The sequence below is a fragment of the Roseateles sp. P1_C1_2 genome (assembly GCF_056406535.1).
In genome coordinates, this window is the sequence record NZ_JBFUAB010000034.1 from 1 (window position 1) to 16099 (window position 16099).

Consider the following 16099-nt stretch of genomic DNA (forward strand, 5'->3'; position numbering starts at 1 on the left):
GAGTGGCCCCTGGCGACGGGCCTTCCCGAAGGGTTGTCGCCAAAAAAAGCCGCGCGTGGCGTTGCAAATGCTCGCCGGGTGTCCAACCCGGCTCCGCTTTGCGCCTTACTCGCGGCCTTTTTGGCGACAACGCGACCCGTTGCCCTAGCGTCAACAGGCCCTCAGAGACAGACGCGTCAGGCGGAATAGAACTTGCCGTGAAAGCCGTAGGGCACGGCGTAGGGCAGCCAGGCGCGGGCCAGCGGGCCGTCGGCCAGGCGCATCGCGTCGAAGACGCTCAGGAAACTGCGCCGGCGCTTGACGTCATAGCCCATGCCGACCAGCCAGCCCTCGCCTTCCTTCGTGCTGCCGGGCCTGGGCACGAGCACATGCTCCTCGACGACGGTGTCGTTGCCGAAGCTGAAGCGCTCGCGCGCGCCGCTGTCGATGTCCAGCCGCATCAGCCCGTTGAAGCCCCAGCGCGCACCGGTGTCGACGGCCGTCGGGTACCAGACGAAGCGGTGGCGCTGGGCCACGACGCGCGGGTCGACGACGGGGAACTCGACGGCCTCGTCGCGCGCGGCCAGCCGCAGCCGGCCGGCCTGCAGGTCGATCTCCAGCACGCTCGGCGTGGACACCTCGCGGCCCGTGCGCTGGCCGCGCATCATCTGCTCGGCGCTGGCGTTGAACTCCGGCAGCGGCACGCCCTGTACATAGTCCAGGCGCAGCAGGCGGCCATCGTCCCAGGCATTGCCGAAATGGAAGACATGGCAGGCCGGCATCTCGAAGACGCGGCGGCGCGAGAAGTCGGCCTTGTCGACGACGAGCACGCGGGTGGGCTGGTCCGCACCCCAGCGCATGGCGCCGAGCATGGACTGGCCGGCGCGCACGGCGGCGATGTCCAGCTTGATGGGTGCAAGCAGGAAGACGAGGTGGTGCTGGGAGACGGCGAAGTCGTGCAGCATGGCCGGGGCGTCGATGTCGTCCAGCAGCGCATGGCGGCGCACGCTGCCGTCGGCATCGATCTGGTAAAGCGCCAGGCGGCCATTGGCGGTGCCGAAGTTCCACACCGTGCCGTCGGGCTCGACCTTGGGGTGGGCCGAGAAGGGCATGCCGCGCAGCTCGGGCGCCCAGATCTTGACGCCACGCGTGGTCAGCGTCGCCGGGTCCAGCTCGTAGGCGCTGCCGCCCTCCCACAGCGCATAGAGGTGGTCGCCCTGCAGCAGCACGCTGGTGTTGGCCGCATTGACGCTGTCGGGGCCACGCACCGGCAGCTCGGCCTTGATGGCCGTGCCGAAGGCGGGCAGCAGGAAGCGGCCGGCCTGCTGCTCGGCGCGGAACTTGTCGGTCTGGACAAAGCGGGCGCGGTGGCTGGCGCGGCCATCCTGCAGTTGCCAGGACTGCACGAGACCGTCGCCGTCGAACCAATGGCTGTAGCGCTGGCCGGCCCGTTGCATCAGGCCGGGGCCGTTGCGGAAATAGCGGCCGCGCAGCGCAGCCGGCAGGCGGCCTGCGATGACGGCATGTCCATCGAGGCTCTCGCCGCTCAGGCCGCGCAGCGGCTCGAGTTCTGGCGCGCCAGCCGCGAAGCCCTCGGCCGGCAGGCCCAGGGCCAGCAACTCGGGGCTGAGGCCGCCGGCCAGCAGCGCGGCAAGAAGGGAACGGCGGGTCGTGCTCATGGCCGCCTCCGCTCAGTTCAGCTTGACCTTGACCGGCACGCCGGCCACCGGCATCACGACGGCCTGCTCGAACTGCGGCGGGCCGAAGTTGCCGGCCGCGTTGTTGGAAAAGCCGAAGGGCTCGACCGGGATGCCCATGGCATTCATGTCCAGGCGACCGTTGGCATTGGCGTCCTGGAACAGGCTGATGGCGAGCGGGCCGTCGGGCAGGCCCTTGAGCACGACGCTGAACTTGCCGTTGGCGGCGGCGTCGAGGTTGAAGCGGTGGCCAGATTGAGGTTGACGCAACCAGCCGGCGGGTTCGGTGAAGACGGCCACCATCAGCGAGGCGCCCTGCAGGCGGCTGGTGTCCAGGCCCTCGACCTCGAGGGTGATGTCGGCCGCCTGGCTGCACAGCGGCAGCAGGGCAAACAGGGCGGCGGCAAGGGCTTGTCGTTTCATCGCGGTCTCCAGCATTCAGCGGTTGGGATGGCTGAATGATGGGAACCGCCCCGCCGCGGCGCGAGCGCGCTGCGACGGGTGGGAGCCCGGCGGCGCGAGCGGGTTTAACCCCGACGCGTGCGGACGGCCGCAGCCAGCTCGCGCAACAGCGGCTCGGTCTGGCTCCAGCCCAGGCAGGCATCGGTGATGGACACGCCGGGCTTCAGGTCGGCCTTGGTCTGGCCCTCGGCCAGGTCCTGGCGGCCGGGCTGCAGATGGCTTTCGATCATGACGCCGGTGATGCGCGCGTCGCCGCCCGCGATCTGACCCGCGACGTCACGGCCGACGTCGACCTGGCGCTCGTACTTCTTGCTGGAATTGGCGTGCGAGAAGTCGATCATGACCTGCTCGCGCAGGCCCGAGGTCTTCAGCGCATCGCAGGCCGCATTGACCGACGCCGCGTCGTAGTTGGGCGCCTTGCCGCCGCGCAGGATCACGTGGCAGTCCTGGTTGCCGCGGGTCTCGAAGATGGCCGCCGTGCCCATCTTGGTCATGCCCATGAAGGCATGGGCGCTGCTGGCGGCCAGCACGGCGTCGCTGGCGACCTTGATGCCGCCGTCGGTGCCGTTCTTGAAGCCGACCGGACAGGAGAGGCCCGAGGCCAGCTGGCGGTGGCTCTGGCTCTCGGTCGTGCGCGCGCCGATGGCGCCCCAGGCGATCAGGTCGGAGATGTACTGCGGCGACAGCAGGTCCAGGAACTCGGTGCCGGCCGGCAGGCCCAGGCCGTTGACGTCCAGCAGCAGCTGGCGGGCCAGGCGCAGGCCCTCGTTCATGTGGAAGCTGCCGTCCAGGCGCGGGTCGTTGATGTAGCCCTTCCAGCCCACCGTCGTGCGCGGCTTCTCGAAGTAGACGCGCATGACGATCAGCAGGTCGCTGCTCAGCTCCTCGCGCGCCGTCTTCAGCAGGCGGGCGTAGTCCATCGCCTGGTCGTGGTCGTGGATGGAACAGGGGCCGACAATGACGAGCAGGCGGTCGTCCTGGCCGTGCAGGATGGCGCTGATCTCCTGGCGGGCCCGCTCGACCAACTCCAGCGTCGCATCGGGGATGGCCAGTTCTTCGAGCAGCAGGGCCGGGCTGATCAGCGCGCGGACGGCGCCGATGCGGGTGTCGTCGGTGCGCGTGGTGTCGCGGGTTTCGTCGCGGGAGCCCGCTTCGCGGTCGTGGTGGGGGTCGTCGAGGGGTTTCATGTGCAGGGCTCCCAGGGAAGCCCCGCATTTTCACCGCTTGGCGGCCGCAAAGCACACGGCCAGCGCAGAGAGCCCAAAACCGGCCAGCGCCAGGGGCTCCAGGCGCTCGCCCAGCAGCACGAAACCCATCAGCGCCGACACGCCGGGGATCAGGAAGAAGAGGCGCGCGACCTGCCCCGCCTGGCCACGGCGGATCATGATGAACATCAGGCTGAAGGCGCCGATGGAGTTGACCAGGCCCAGCCACAGCCAGGAGCCGATCAGCTCGGGCGCCCAGTCGATGGCGAAGTGCTCGGTCGGCCAGGCGACGGCAGCCACGGCCAGGGCGGACACCGCCATCTGCACGCCGGCGCCGCTGCGCAGGTCCATGTGGGCGCAGAAGCGCTTCTGGTAGAGCGTGCCGGCGACGAGGCCCAGCAGGCCCAGGCCGGCCACGGCATAGGCCGTCCAGGCGCCGTTCAGCGGCTTGTCGGCGATGACCAGGGCCACACCGACCAGGCCGCCGAGAAGGGCCAGCATCTGCCGCGAGCCAATGCGCTCAGCCAGCCACAGATGGGCCCCCAGGGCGGTGGCCAGCGGCATCAGGCCGATCAGCAGGCCGGCGACGCCGGCGCTCAGGCCCCATTGCAGCGCGAAGTAGATGCAGGAGAAGTGCAGCACCTGCATCAGCAGGCCGACAACGGCGAGATGCGCCCAGCCGCGGGCGCGGTGCGGCCAGGGCGCGCCGGTGGTGGCAGCGACCGCCAGCAGCACGACGGCGGCGAGGCCGAAACGCAGTGTCAGCAAGGTCAGCGGCCCGGTGTGCGGCAAGGCCAGCTTGCCGGCCACATAGCCGCTGCTCCACAGCAGGATGAAGAGCAACGGCAGGCTGGACGCGGCCGCGGCGCCGAGCAGACGGTCGAATGCGCTGGGCCGGAAGGACCGGGCCGCGCAAGCTGACAGGGTGGTGGTGGACATGGTGGCGACTCCTTGAAGAGACATGTCTGCACTCTAGAAATCAATCAATCGAGACACAATCCATCTGAAAATAGATTAAGAGTTTCCAAACGGAGGACAGTCACCATGGGCCGCCTTGAAGACCTGCAAGCCTTCGCCCGCGTCGTCGACGCCAAGGGCTTCTCCGGCGCCGCCCGCCTGCTGGGCACGACCAAGTCGGCCGTCAGCAAGCAGGTGGTGAGGCTGGAGGACCAACTCGGCACGCGGCTGCTGCACCGCACGACGCGCAGCGTCAGCCCCACGGCCGAGGGGCGCAGCGTCTACGAGCGCGCGCTGAGGTTGCTGGACGAGTCACTCGCCTTGGAGACCGAACTCGCCGGTCGCCGCGACGAGCCGCGCGGCGTGCTGCGGCTGTCGGTGTCCACGGCCTTCGGCAATCTGCAGTTCACGGCGCTGATGGCCGAGTTCTGCGCCCGGCATCCGCAGATCGACGTCGTGCTGGGCCTGAACGACCGCTACGTCGACCTGGCCGAGGAAGGTTTTGACGTGGTGCTGCGGCTGACGCACAAGCCGTCGGACGGCCTGGTGGCGCGGCGGCTGGCGGCGATCCGCTTTGTCCTCTGCGCGGCGCCGGCCTATCTCGAGGCCCATGGCGCGCCTCAGGCAGTCGACGACATCGCCGGCCACCGCTGCCTGCGCTTCGGCTATCTGCAGTCGCCCGATCGCTGGCGCTTCCGACACGCTGAAAGCGGTGAGGCCGAGGTCGAGACCCGCGGCGCCCTGCGCTTCGAAAGCGGCTTGACGGCCAACAGCAGCGAGTCGCTGCGCGTCGCGGCGCTGGCCGGCCTGGGCTTGGCCGTGCTGCCCACCTATGCCGTCGGCGCCGACCTGCGCGCCGGGCGGCTCCAGGCCGTGCTGCCGGACTGGCAGCCGGTCGGCGGCCTGGCCGACGCCAACACCCTCTACGCCGTCTACCTGCCCAGCCGCCACCCGGCGCCCAAGGTGCGGGCATTGATCGACTTCATGCTGGAGAAAATGGGCGACGTGCCGCCCTGGGACCGGGAGAGCTAACCGATTTTTTCACCGCAGCCTTGGCAGAAACGCGCGTCTGGCAGGTTGCGCGCCCCGCAGTGCCGGCAGAACAGCTGCTGCGCCGGCGCTCCGGCGCTGCTGGGCGAGGCCAGCAGGGTGGCTGCCTCGCCTGGCAGAGCCGGTGCGCCCACGGCGCCCGTGAGCGCCCGTTCCGTCTGCGCCAGCGCGGCGATGCGGTTCATGTCCTCGGCGCTGTTGGGCGCCACCAGGCTGGCACGGCTGCGGCCGAAATCGCTCAGGTGCTGGCCCAGTTCCTTCGCCTCGGCATCGGTGGAGAACATCGCGGTGATCTGGCGCGAGCCGTCCTTGCCGAACACGACGGACTCGATCCGCGCACGCCAGATGCGCAAGGTCATTGCTTCGGTGCGCACGATCTGGTTGCTCGTCTGTACCCGGGCGGTGAGCTGGTTTCCAGTGCCGACGCTGGCGGTCTGGTAGGTGCCTTCCATCTCGACCCAGGTCATGACGGACTGGAAGTCGAAACGCCCCCACAGCTGCGCGGACGAACGCAGGCAGAAGCCTGCGACCACCAGGAAGATGGTCGACGCGCCAAGCAACTGCAGTGGCAGCTCCTGCCCCTGCAACGCGCGCTGGGCGACCAGACAACCACAAACGCTGGCCGCGAGCGTCAGCACTGTCGCGTAGAGGTCGAGGGCGGCAAGGAAGCGGTGGCGTTCCGATCCCAGGGCCTGCAGAACCGACGCCGGCACCATGTTCGGCATCGGAATGGGCTGAGATTCCTCCAGCAGCTCGCCGCTGAACGCCCCCGAATGCAGCTCGGGCTGGATGCTTGGCACGGCGCGCGCGTAGCGGCGATTGGGGATGCGCTCCGTCCACTGCTCTTGCATGCGGCGTTCAAGCTCATCCAGCAGCAGGCCCGGCGGTACGTTCAGCGACAGGCGCAGCTGCTCCGAACTCGTCTGCGTGGGCGGCGGTGGCGCGATCTGGTTGAGCGAGGCCAGCAGCAGCAGCGCCGAGGCCACCGTGCCCGAGATCAGCAGCATGAAGGTCTGCGGCGCCAGCGAGAACGGCAGCGCCGGCAGCCCCTTGCTGACAACACTCACGACGGCAGGCCCGATCACCGCTGCCACGATCAACAGCACGAGCGTGCGGGTGCTGAGTTCGGCCCGCCCACCACCCAGGAAGGGGCGCAGCAGAAAGACCAGCCCGAAGGCGAAGTAGGCCGCCGACAGCAGCGGCCGACTGGACTCGGTGCCGAAAACGCCCCAGGCCAGCACGAAGCTGAGCGAGGCCGCCACCATCGCACACACGTTGAAGAAGGCGCTTCGAGCCTGGCTCTGCACGGGCAAGGGCGCCGTGATGAGCTTGGGCACCCAGTGGTACAGCACCCCATCGATGGCACCCGACGGCTCCGGATAGGTCAGCGCGCCCTCCCGCAAGAGGCGCTTGATCTCATCCGCCGCGGGCGAGTTGCCGCTGGCCGCCTGTGGAATGTCCGGCGCCAGGGAATGCGGCCGGCCGCGGCCGAAGAAAAAGCGCAGACGTTTGGCCGCCACACCCGAAGCCAGCACGCCAACGAACAGCAAGGCGATGCCAATGCCCAGTGGGATGGGCGCCAGCGTGTGTCTGGCAGCCACCAGCACGTACAGCCCCGCCAGGACGAGCACCGCGCTGGACGCCAGCAACAGATGGTTCTGAACCTTGTAGGGGTTGGGTAGCTCCAGCGTGGCGCCGGCCGAGCTGTAGTCGTAGCTCAAGTGGAGCTCCTTGTTGAAGTGATCCCCGGGACCGGCAAGCCATGGCACACGACACCGCCGGTAGCGCGCCAGCGTAATGCACTTGGGCCAACTCGCCGGCAGCGGCTGAGAGAATCGCGGGCTATGCCGCTGATCCCCTACGCCCTCACCCGCCCCTTCCTGTTCGGCCTGGACCCCGAACACGCCCACGAGCTGACGCTGAACAGCATCGCCAAGCTGCAGAACACGCCGGCCCAGATGCTGTGGTGCGGCGAACGCATCAGCGACCCGGTGACGATCGCCGGCCTGCGTTTCCCGAATCGCATCGGCCTGGCTGCCGGCCTGGACAAGAACGGCCGCTGCATCGACGGCCTGGGCGCCATGGGCTTCGGCTTCATCGAGGTCGGCACCGTGACGCCCAAGGGCCAGCCCGGCAACGACAAGCCGCGCATGTTCCGCCTGCCCGAGGCGAATGCGTTGATCAACCGCCTGGGCTTCAACAACGAGGGCCTGGCCAGCTTCATCGCCAACGTGAAGCGCGCCCACAGCTTTCGCAAGGCCGGCGGCATCCTCGGCCTGAACATCGGCAAGAACGCCGCGACGCCCATCGAGAACGCGGCCGACGACTATCTGCTCGGCCTGGAGGGCGTGCACCCGCATGCCGACTACATCACCGTCAACATCTCCAGCCCCAATACCAAGAACCTGCGCGCGCTGCAGAGCGACGAAGCGCTGGATGCCTTGCTGGGCGCCTTGCAGGAACGCAAGCAGCGACTGGACACGCAGAGCAGCCGGCGCGTGCCAATGTTCGTCAAGATCGCGCCCGACCTCGAAGAAGACCAGGTCGGCGTCATCGCTCAGTCGCTGAAGGCCAACGGCATCGACGGCGTCATCGCGACCAACACGACGATTGCGCGCGACAAGGTCCAGGGCTTGGCGCACGCGAACGAGATGGGCGGCCTGTCCGGCGCGCCGGTCTTCGAGGCCAGCAACCGCGTCATCCGCCTGCTGCGCACGGCCTTGCCGGCCGGCTATCCCATCATCGGCGTCGGCGGCGTGCTGAGCGGCGCAGATGCCCGCGCCAAGATCGAAGCGGGCGCCGACCTTGTGCAGGTCTACACCGGCCTCATCTACAAGGGCCCGGCCCTCGTCAGCGAATGCGCGAGGGCCCTCGCCCAACGCTGAGTCCACTGCCATGCGCCTCGCCGCCCTTGCCCTGTGTACCGCGCTGCTGACCGGCTGCGCGACGCCGGACCGTGATGCGCGGCTGCAACCCGGCGTCAGCACGCAAGCGGATGTCGTCGCGATCTATGGCCAGGCCGGACGCGTCTGGCCCGAAGCCGATGGCGGCCGGACGCTCGAGTATTCGAGCCAGCCCATGGGCCAGCACAACTACAGGGTGCGCCTCGCGGCCGATGGCCGACTGGTTGGCGTCGAGGACGGCCTCTCACCCGCGGGGCGTGCCCGTATCGAGCCCGGCATGACGCCTGAGCAGGTCAGCCGCCTGCTCGGACGCGAACGCACACGGGTGTTCTTCCGCCTCAGCGGCGAGGACGTCTGGGACTGGACCATTGAACCCGACCAGACCGGCTACGGCATGCGCTTCAACGTCCATTTCAAGGACGGCGTCGTCGTACGCACGACGCAGAGCATGGTGTTTCCGAGCCGGCTCTTTCCTGGCTTCGACGACTGAGCATGAAAAAGCCCTGGCGGCGCAAGGCTGCCAGGGCTGTAGCGCTGGACCGACCGCCGGCACGCCCGCGAAGGGCGCGCTGGCAGTCCGTTCATGATCAGTCGCGGCGGCGGCGCGAGGCGAGGAAGCCGATGATGCCCAGACCCGCGCCCAGCAGGGCATAGGTCTCGGGTTCAGGCACCGGAGCCGCCGTGGCAGCCGAGCTGATCACGTAGCTGGCACCGCCTGGGGCGCCGCCGAGTACCGAGTAGTAGTAGCTGCCGGAGGCCAGGGACACCGTATGCACGGCGGGCGTGCCACTGAATGTCCAGGCGCCGATGCCGACGTCGTCTCCCGTGCCCTTCAGACCATCGGAACCGAAGGAATACAGGCTGTAGGCACCGCCGACGACGGTACCGAAGGACACGACACTGCTCGCGACGCTGGACTGTGAACCCAGCCAGAACGAGAAGGTGTCGAAGATTGCTCCGCCGGCGGTACTGCCAACGCCAACTTCGAGCAGGTCATGTGTGCCCCAGTTGGTGTCGGCAGCGTGGCTGCTGAGCGCGGTTAGCGCCACCACCGAGGCGGCGGCTAGGGTTTTCAACTTCATTGCGTAGCTCCTGACTTTGACGGTCAAGCACAACCGCCGGAAATCATTGTGCAGTGCAGCGAAGTTTCGCCAAGACATTGGCACCCCACGGGCTAGGGAGGCCGCGCAGCTATCTTGTAGCAGGATGTAAACGATTCACCAGGGTCTGTCAGATGTGCACCAAGTCACGTCGCCCTGACACCATTGTCGAGCGCATGCACCTCATTCGCTCGTCAGACGCGCCACCTTCTGCAGGCCATCCACAGCCTTGCCCTTGCGGGCGCGTTTGCCTGCGTGGGCCGCGAGAGACTGGTTCCTCAACAGCTCCTCGCGCGGCTTGCCGCCACGGCCGCTGCCGAGCACGCGCAGCTGGGTCGTGAAGCAGGCGACGGACGCGACGCTGTCCTTGGCCTCAAGGTCCATCAGCATCAGGCCCTTGCCGCCCTTGGGCTGGTGCTTGAGTTCATCCAGAGGGAAGCTCAGCAGGCGGCCCTCGGCGCTCAGCACACCCAATTGCAACGCAACAGCGTCGTTGGGCACGGCGGCCAACAGCGGCGCTTCGCCATCGTCCAGCGCCAGGAAGGTCTTGCCGGCCTTCTGGCGGCCGACGAGATCGCCGAGCTGGGCAATGAGGCCGTAGCCTGTCGAGCCGGCGAACACCAGGCGCTGCGTGGGCGCCCCGGCGACATAGTGAGCGATCTGGCTGCCGGTCTCCAGCTCGATCATCGTCGTGATGGGCTGGCCGTCGCCGCGGCCACCCGGCAGCGTCGACACCGGCACCGAGTAGACCCGGCCATTGCTGCCAACGACGATGAGGGGGTCGACGCTGCGGCAGCGGAACGCGCCCCACAGCGCATCGCCGGCCTTGAAGGTCTGGGCGGCGACATCCACCTCATGGCCCTTGAGCGCCCTCACCCAGCCCTTCTGGCTGACGATGACGGTGACGGGTTCGTCGACGATCTTGACCTCGGCGGTGACGCGCTTCTCGGCCTGGATCAGCGTGCGGCGGTCGTCGCCGTACTGCTTGGCGTCGGCCTCGATCTCCTTGATGACGGTGCGGCGCAGCGCGGCGGCCGAGCCGAGGATGTCTTCCAGCTTGGCGCGCTCGTCGCGCAGCTTGGCCAGCTCCTGCTCGATCTTGATCGCCTCCAGCCGGGCGAGCTGGCGCAGGCGGATTTCGAGGATGTCCTCGGCCTGGCGGTCACTGAGCTTGAAGTGGGCGATCAGCGCCGCCTTGGGCTCATCCGACTCGCGAATGATGCGGATGACCTCATCGATGTTCAGCAGCACCAGCTGCCGGCCTTCGAGCACATGGATGCGGTCGTTGACGTGGGCCAGGCGGTGCTCGGTGCGGCGGCGCACCGTCGTCTGGCGGAAGCCCACCCATTCGGCCAGCATCTCGCGGAGGCTTTTCTGCGTCGGCCGGCCATCGGCGCCGATCATGGTCAGGTTGACCGACGCGCTGCTTTCCAGGCTGGTGTGGGCCAGCAGCGTGTTGATGAGGTCCTGCTGCTCGACGGTGCGGCTCTTGGGCTCGAAGACGATGCGCACGGCCGCGTCCTTGCTGGACTCGTCGCGCACGCCGTCCAGCACGGCCAGCAGGCCGGCCTTGAGCTGCAGCTGCTCGGCCGACAGCGTCTTCTTGCCAGCCTTGACCTTGGGGTTGGACAGCTCCTCGATCTCTTCCAGCACCTTCTGGGCGCTGGTGCCATGCGGCAGCTCGGTGACGACGAGCTGCCACTGGCCGCGCGCCAGGTCCTCGATCTTCCAGCGAGCTCGCACTTTCAGACTGCCGCGACCCGAGGTGTAGGCGGCGCGGATGTCCTCGGGTGCACTGATGAGCTGGCCGCCGCCCGGGAAGTCGGGGCCGGGAATCAGGTCGAAGAGGGTGTCGTCGCTGAGCTTGTCGTCCTTCAGCAGGGCCACCGCCGCCGCCGCGACTTCACGCAGGTTGTGGCTGGGGATCTCGGTGGCCAGGCCCACGGCGATGCCGCTGGCGCCGTTCAGCAGCACGAAGGGCAGGCGCGCCGGCAGCTCGATGGGCTCCTGCGTCGTGCCGTCGTAGTTGGCGCGGAAGTCCACCGTGCCTTCATCGATCTCGTCCAGCACCAGGCGCGCGATGGGGGCCAGGCGCGCTTCCGTGTAGCGCATCGCCGCAGCACCGTCGCCGTCGCGGCTGCCGAAGTTGCCGTGGCCGTCGATCAGCGGATAGCGCAGCGAGAAGTCCTGCGCCATGCGCACCAGGGCGTCGTAGACCGACTGGTCGCCGTGGGGGTGGAAGTTGCCCAGCACGTCGCCCACGACCTTGGCGCCCTTGACGGGCTTGGCGCCGGAGTTGCCGCTCCAGCCCAGGCCCAGGCGATGCATGGCGTAGAGGATGCGGCGCTGCACGGGCTTCTGGCCGTCGGAATACGACGGCAGCGCGCGGCCCTTGACAACGCTGAGCGCGTACTCGAGATAGGCTTGCTGGGCATAGGCGGCCAGCGTCAGCGCGTTGTCGTCACCACCGTCGGTGGGCGGGTTGAAATCGATGGGGGTCTGGGAACTCATGGATGCAAGGTCAAACGCTGAGCGCGGGCCGGCTGGCTCTGCTGCAGCAAAGCCCAGTACAACTCGAGGACGAGATGCACATGGGCCTGGGTTTCGTCGATATCGGGCACGCGGTTGCCAGCGCGGCGCACCGCACCTTCGCCAGCATTCCAGGCCGCCAGCGCCGCGTCGATGTGGCCGAAGCGGCGCAACAGGTCGGCCAGCATGCGGGCGCCGGTGTGGATGTTGATGCGGGGTTCAATCAGACGCGCGGCATCGGCCGGCGTCGCATAGCGGGAGGCCGTTTCGGGCGTGATCTGCATCAGGCCCAGCGCGCCACGGGGCGACACGGCGCCACGCTGGTAGCCGGACTCGACGGCGATGATGGCTTTCAGCAGCTCGGCATCCACGCCATGCTGGGCGGCGGCCTCGCGCACCCAGGGCTGCACGGCCTTCACTTCGGGCGCGATGTCCAGCCAGTTGAGCAGGGCCAGCCCCGCGTCGGCCTTGCCGGGCACGCGTTGCATGCCCACGCTGCCCAGCACGGGCTTGTAGCGCGCGTCGATCTGCGTGGAGGCGAAATGGGCCATGCCGCTCGCGTCGACATAGCCCCAGAGGTCGGCTCGCGCGGGCAGGGCCAGCAGCAGCAGCAGCAGAGGCAGCAACGGCAGCCAGCGCGTCATGCCGCCTCCAGCCCGAGCGCGACGCGCGCCTGGTATTCGCGGTCCAGCAACGACATGACGATCAAGGAGTCATAGCCGTCGGCGCCATCGATGGCCACGCGCACGCTTTCGCGCAGGCGGCCTTCCTCGACAAAACCTTCGCTGCGATACAGCTCGAAGGCGCGTGTGTTCAGCGCCTTCACGTCGAGCCAGAAGCGGTGGGACTTGAGCTGCGTGAAAGCCATGGCCTTGAGCTGTCGCACGGCCGCCCGCCCCAGCCCGCGGCCCTTGGGCTGAAGCACCAGGCGCTTCAGCTCGACGGAACCGTTCGGGTTGCGGCAGCCCTGCAGGATGACGAAGCCGATGCGTGTCAATTCATCGCCTTCTTCGAGGATGAAGTGGCGCGAATCGGGGAAGCGGATCGCCCCCTCGTGCTGCGTGCGCTCCCACGGCGTGATGAAGGGCAGGTTGGCACCGTCGCGCTCCAGCGACACGACCCAGTCGAGGTCGGACAGCATGGTCGGGCGCAGACGCAAGCTCATGCGCCTTCAAACCCTTGCAGCACGGTCACCACGTTGCGGCCTATGGCCTCGGTCGCATAGCCGCCTTCCTGGATGAAGAGCGTCGGCGCGCCAAAGGCCGCCAGACGCTGACCCATGCGGCGGAACTCGGGCTCGTCCAGCTTGAAGTGCGAGATCGGGTCGCCGCCGTAGGTATCGACGCCCAGCGACACGATGAGCAGATCGGGCTGGTAGGCCGTCAGCCGTGCAAGCGCCGCGTCCAGTGCGGCGAACCAGTCGTCGTTGGCGACACCGACAGGCAGCGGGAAGTTGGCATTGAAGCCCACGCCCTCCCCCGCCCCGGTCTCGTCGGCATGGCCGAGGAAGAAGGGGTATTCGGTGCGCGGGTCGCCGTGGATGCTGGCGTAGAAGACGTCGGCACGGTCGTAGAAGATGGCCTGGGTGCCGTTGCCGTGGTGGTAGTCGACGTCCAGGATGGCGACGCGCGCCAGGCCGGCATCACGCGCGGCCTGGGCGGCCACGGCGGCGTTGTTAATGAAGCAGTACCCACCGAAGAAGTCGGCGCCGGCATGGTGGCCGGGCGGGCGGGTCAGCACATAGGCCGAGCGCTGGCCGGCCAGCACCAGGTCCAGACCGGTCAACGACGCCTGTGCGCCGGCATAGGCCGCGGCCCAGCTGCCCGACGTCAACGGCGTGCCGCTGTCCATCGAATACAAGCCCATGCGAGCCGCAAAACTTGCCGGCTCGACATCACTGCGCAGCGAGCGCACCGGCCAGACGGCCGGGAAGGCGTCACCCTCGCCCCCCGTCGCCAGCCACTCGGCATGGGCGCCCTGGATGAAGTCCAGATAGCGCTTGGCATGCACACGCTCCAGCGGTTGACGGCCGTGGTCGACAGGCGCAAGCACATCGGCCAGGCCGGCGGCCTGCACGGCCTGCAGGATGTAGTCGGCCCGCGCCGGAATCTCGAACGCCGGCACCAGACGGCCGCGGAAGAACTCATGCGTTGCCGCATGCGCCGCGTGGTTGGCGTTGTAGACGGTCTTCATCAGACGTCGATCTCCACGGCGTCGCCGTGCAGCTCCATCAGCTCGCGGCGCGAGGCGGCTTCGCCCTTGCCCATCAGCTTGTTGAAGGACTCCACGGTCGCGGCGAAATCGATCTGGCCGTACTCGACACGCGACAGGCGGCGCGTGTCGGGGTTCAGCGTCGTGTCCCACAGCTGCTCGGCGTTCATCTCGCCCAGGCCCTTGAAGCGGCTGATGCTCCAACTGCCTTCGCGGGCGCCTTCCTTGCGCAGTTTGTCCAGCGTGGCGGTCAGTTCGCCCTCGTCCAGCGCATAGAGCTTGGCAGCGGGCTTCTTGCCGCGCGCCGGTGCGTCCACGCGGTACAGCGGCGGGCGGGCAACGAAGACATGGCCGGTCTCCACCAGCTTGGGGAAGTGGCGGAAGAAGAGTGTGAGCAGCAGCACCTGGATGTGCGAGCCGTCGACGTCGGCGTCCGACAGGATGCAGACCTTGCCGTAGCGCAGGCCGGAAAGGTCCGGCGTGTCGTTGGGGCCGTGCGGGTCCACGCCCAGGGCCACCGAGATGTCGTGGATCTCGTTGTTCTTGAACAGCAGGTCGCGCTCGACCTCCCAAGAGTTCAGCACCTTGCCGCGCAGCGGCAGGATGGCCTGGGTCTCCTTGTCGCGACCCATCTTGGCGCTGCCGCCGGCGGAATCGCCCTCGACGAGGAAGACCTCGTTGTGCAGCAGGTCGCGGCTTTCGCAGTCGGTCAGCTTGCCGGGCAGCACGGCCACGCCGGAGCCTTTTCGCTTTTCGACTTTCTGGCTGGCGCGTTGCCGAGTTTGTGCCTGCTTGATGACCAGTTCGGCCAGCTTCTTGCCGTGGTCGACATGGTGGTTGAGCCACAGCTCCAGGGCCGGCTTCACATAGGCCGACACCAGGCGCAGCGCGTCGCGGGAGTTCAGCCTCTCCTTGGTCTGCCCTTGGAATTGCGGGTCCAGCACCTTGGCGCTCAGCACGAAGCTGGCGCGCGAGAACACGTCGTCCGGCATCAGCTTGACGCCCTTGGGCAGCAGCGAATGCATTTCGATGAAGCCCTTGACGGCGCCGAACAGCCCGTCCTTCAGGCCGGACTCGTGCGTGCCGCCGGCCACCGTCGGGATCAGGTTCACATAGCTCTCGCGCAGCGGCGCGCCATCCTCGGTGAAGGCCACGCACCAGGCGGCGCCCTCGCCTTCGGCAAAGTTCTCGCTCTCGCCGGCGGTGGCAAAACCCTCGCCCTCGAACAGCGGGATCAGCGGGTCGCTGTTCATCGACTGCGCCAGGTAGTCGCGCAGGCCGGCCTTGTAGAGCCAGGTCGTCGTCTCGCCGGTCTTCTCGATCTTCAGCGTGACCGTCACGCCCGGCATCAGCACGGCCTTGGAGCGCAGCAGGTGCACCAGCTCATGCTTGGGCAGCTCGGCACTCTCGAAATACTTGGCGTCGGGCCAGACTCGCACCGTCGTGCCCTGCTTGCGGTCGCCGCTGGCGGCAGGGCGGCTGACGACCTGCTGGACGACGTCGCCATGCTCGAAGGCGATGCCGGCGACCTGCTTGTCGCGCCAGACCGCCACTTCCAGCCGCTTGGCCAGCGCATTGGTCACGGACACGCCGACGCCGTGCAGGCCGCCGGAGAAGCTGTAGGCGCCCCCCGAGCCCTTGTCGAACTTGCCGCCGGCATGCAGGCGGGTGAAGACGATCTCGACGACCGGCACGCCTTCTTCGGGGTGCAGGCCAAAGGGAATGCCGCGTCCATCGTCGGCGATGGACACCGAGCCATCGGCATGCTGGGTCACGTCGATGCGCTTGCCAAAACCGCCCAGCGCCTCGTCGGCGGCGTTGTCGATGACCTCCTGGATGCAGTGCAGCGGGTTCTCGGTGCGGGTGTACATGCCCGGCCGCTGTTTGACGGGCTCCAGGCCTTTCAGAACACGGATGGAGGCTTCGCCATATTCGGCAGATTTGGCGGCGGGAGTGGCGGGGGAACGGCTCGACATAGGGGCGGGATTCTAAGAAGTAGGATTCGC

14 protein-coding genes are annotated in these 16099 nt (G+C 68.2%); 3 read left to right on the forward strand and 11 right to left on the reverse strand.

The window, feature by feature from the left end:
* Positions 1 to 176 precede the first annotated feature (176 nt).
* The 4 genes from AC1D2H_RS27620 to AC1D2H_RS27635 form a co-directional block, all read right to left on the reverse strand.
* Positions 177 to 1658 (reverse strand): carotenoid oxygenase family protein, encoded by a 1482-nt coding sequence (locus AC1D2H_RS27620; protein ID WP_478013098.1) that lies wholly within the window; start codon positions 1656 to 1658, stop codon positions 177 to 179.
* A gap of 12 nt (positions 1659 to 1670) precedes the next feature.
* Positions 1671 to 2099, reverse strand: coding sequence for a DUF2141 domain-containing protein (locus AC1D2H_RS27625; RefSeq protein WP_478013099.1), 429 nt, complete (start codon positions 2097 to 2099; stop codon positions 1671 to 1673).
* Between the two features lie 104 nt (positions 2100 to 2203).
* Positions 2204 to 3325, reverse strand: a complete 1122-nt coding sequence (locus tag AC1D2H_RS27630; RefSeq protein ID WP_478013100.1) for a 3-deoxy-7-phosphoheptulonate synthase — start codon at positions 3323 to 3325, stop codon at positions 2204 to 2206.
* 30 nt (positions 3326 to 3355) lie between these two features.
* Positions 3356 to 4282 carry a DMT family transporter gene (locus AC1D2H_RS27635; protein ID WP_478013101.1) on the reverse strand — a complete coding sequence of 309 codons (927 nt, stop codon included), beginning with the start codon at positions 4280 to 4282 and terminating at the stop codon, positions 3356 to 3358.
* Positions 4283 to 4387: 105 nt separating this feature from the next.
* On the opposite strand from AC1D2H_RS27635, the gene AC1D2H_RS27640 reads away from it, so the two are divergent.
* On the forward strand, positions 4388 to 5332 hold the full coding sequence (locus tag AC1D2H_RS27640; protein WP_478013102.1) for a LysR family transcriptional regulator: 945 nt from the start codon (positions 4388 to 4390) through the stop codon (positions 5330 to 5332).
* Here the strand turns inward: AC1D2H_RS27640 and AC1D2H_RS27645 are convergent.
* Positions 5329 to 7071, reverse strand: a complete 1743-nt coding sequence (locus AC1D2H_RS27645; protein WP_478013103.1) for a zinc ribbon domain-containing protein — start codon at positions 7069 to 7071, stop codon at positions 5329 to 5331. The two genes, AC1D2H_RS27640 and AC1D2H_RS27645, sit on opposite strands and share 4 nt — an antisense overlap.
* 123 nt (positions 7072 to 7194) lie before the next feature.
* On the opposite strand from AC1D2H_RS27645, the gene AC1D2H_RS27650 reads away from it, so the two are divergent.
* Together AC1D2H_RS27650 and AC1D2H_RS27655 are read left to right on the forward strand one after the other, a co-directional pair.
* Positions 7195 to 8235: a quinone-dependent dihydroorotate dehydrogenase gene (locus AC1D2H_RS27650; RefSeq protein WP_478013104.1), complete on the forward strand. Its 1041-nt coding sequence runs from the start codon at positions 7195 to 7197 to the stop codon at positions 8233 to 8235.
* 10 nt (positions 8236 to 8245) lie between these two features.
* A complete protein-coding gene (locus tag AC1D2H_RS27655) occupies positions 8246 to 8743 on the forward strand; it encodes an outer membrane protein assembly factor BamE (protein ID WP_478013105.1) in 498 nt (165 codons plus the stop codon).
* A gap of 97 nt (positions 8744 to 8840) precedes the next feature.
* Here the strand turns inward: AC1D2H_RS27655 and AC1D2H_RS27660 are convergent, their stop codons facing one another.
* From AC1D2H_RS27660 to AC1D2H_RS27685, 6 genes are all read right to left on the reverse strand, one after another.
* A complete protein-coding gene (locus AC1D2H_RS27660; protein ID WP_477933707.1) occupies positions 8841 to 9335 on the reverse strand; it encodes an FxDxF family PEP-CTERM protein in 495 nt (164 codons plus the stop codon).
* Positions 9336 to 9536: 201 nt separating this feature from the next.
* On the reverse strand, positions 9537 to 11864 hold the full coding sequence (gene parC / locus AC1D2H_RS27665; RefSeq protein WP_477933708.1) for a DNA topoisomerase IV subunit A: 2328 nt from the start codon (positions 11862 to 11864) through the stop codon (positions 9537 to 9539).
* Positions 11861 to 12526 carry a lytic transglycosylase domain-containing protein gene (locus tag AC1D2H_RS27670; protein WP_477933710.1) on the reverse strand — a complete coding sequence of 222 codons (666 nt, stop codon included), beginning with the start codon at positions 12524 to 12526 and terminating at the stop codon, positions 11861 to 11863. The genes parC and AC1D2H_RS27670 overlap by 4 nt, the downstream gene beginning before the upstream one ends.
* Positions 12523 to 13047: a GNAT family N-acetyltransferase gene (locus tag AC1D2H_RS27675; RefSeq protein ID WP_477933712.1), complete on the reverse strand. Its 525-nt coding sequence runs from the start codon at positions 13045 to 13047 to the stop codon at positions 12523 to 12525. Before AC1D2H_RS27675 ends, AC1D2H_RS27670 begins: the two co-directional genes overlap by 4 nt.
* Complete coding sequence (locus AC1D2H_RS27680) at positions 13044 to 14075, reverse strand: histone deacetylase family protein (RefSeq protein WP_478013106.1); 1032 nt, start codon at positions 14073 to 14075, stop codon at positions 13044 to 13046. The genes AC1D2H_RS27675 and AC1D2H_RS27680 overlap by 4 nt, the downstream gene beginning before the upstream one ends.
* Entirely contained in the window at positions 14075 to 16069 is a 1995-nt protein-coding gene (locus AC1D2H_RS27685; protein ID WP_478013107.1) for a DNA topoisomerase IV subunit B, read from the reverse strand. The genes AC1D2H_RS27680 and AC1D2H_RS27685 overlap by 1 nt, the downstream gene beginning before the upstream one ends.
* Positions 16070 to 16099 lie beyond the last annotated feature (30 nt).

Bases quoted from the DNA above. Each gene is read 5' to 3' on its own strand.
- AC1D2H_RS27620 (WP_478013098.1), bottom strand. From the start codon at position 1,658: ATGAGCACGACCCGCCGTTCCCTTCTTGCCGCGCTGCTGGCCGGCGGC.
- AC1D2H_RS27625 (WP_478013099.1), bottom strand. From the start codon at position 2,099: ATGAAACGACAAGCCCTTGCCGCCGCCCTGTTTGCCCTGCTGCCGCTG.
- AC1D2H_RS27630 (WP_478013100.1), bottom strand. From the start codon at position 3,325: ATGAAACCCCTCGACGACCCCCACCACGACCGCGAAGCGGGCTCCCGC.
- AC1D2H_RS27635 (WP_478013101.1), bottom strand. From the start codon at position 4,282: ATGTCCACCACCACCCTGTCAGCTTGCGCGGCCCGGTCCTTCCGGCCC.
- AC1D2H_RS27640 (WP_478013102.1), top strand. From the start codon at position 4,388: ATGGGCCGCCTTGAAGACCTGCAAGCCTTCGCCCGCGTCGTCGACGCC.
- AC1D2H_RS27650 (WP_478013104.1), top strand. From the start codon at position 7,195: ATGCCGCTGATCCCCTACGCCCTCACCCGCCCCTTCCTGTTCGGCCTG.
- AC1D2H_RS27655 (WP_478013105.1), top strand. From the start codon at position 8,246: ATGCGCCTCGCCGCCCTTGCCCTGTGTACCGCGCTGCTGACCGGCTGC.
- AC1D2H_RS27660 (WP_477933707.1), bottom strand. From the start codon at position 9,335: ATGAAGTTGAAAACCCTAGCCGCCGCCTCGGTGGTGGCGCTAACCGCG.
- parC (WP_477933708.1), bottom strand. From the start codon at position 11,864: ATGAGTTCCCAGACCCCCATCGATTTCAACCCGCCCACCGACGGTGGT.
- AC1D2H_RS27670 (WP_477933710.1), bottom strand. From the start codon at position 12,526: ATGACGCGCTGGCTGCCGTTGCTGCCTCTGCTGCTGCTGCTGCTGGCC.
- AC1D2H_RS27675 (WP_477933712.1), bottom strand. From the start codon at position 13,047: ATGAGCTTGCGTCTGCGCCCGACCATGCTGTCCGACCTCGACTGGGTC.
- AC1D2H_RS27680 (WP_478013106.1), bottom strand. From the start codon at position 14,075: ATGAAGACCGTCTACAACGCCAACCACGCGGCGCATGCGGCAACGCAT.
- AC1D2H_RS27685 (WP_478013107.1), bottom strand. From the start codon at position 16,069: ATGTCGAGCCGTTCCCCCGCCACTCCCGCCGCCAAATCTGCCGAATAT.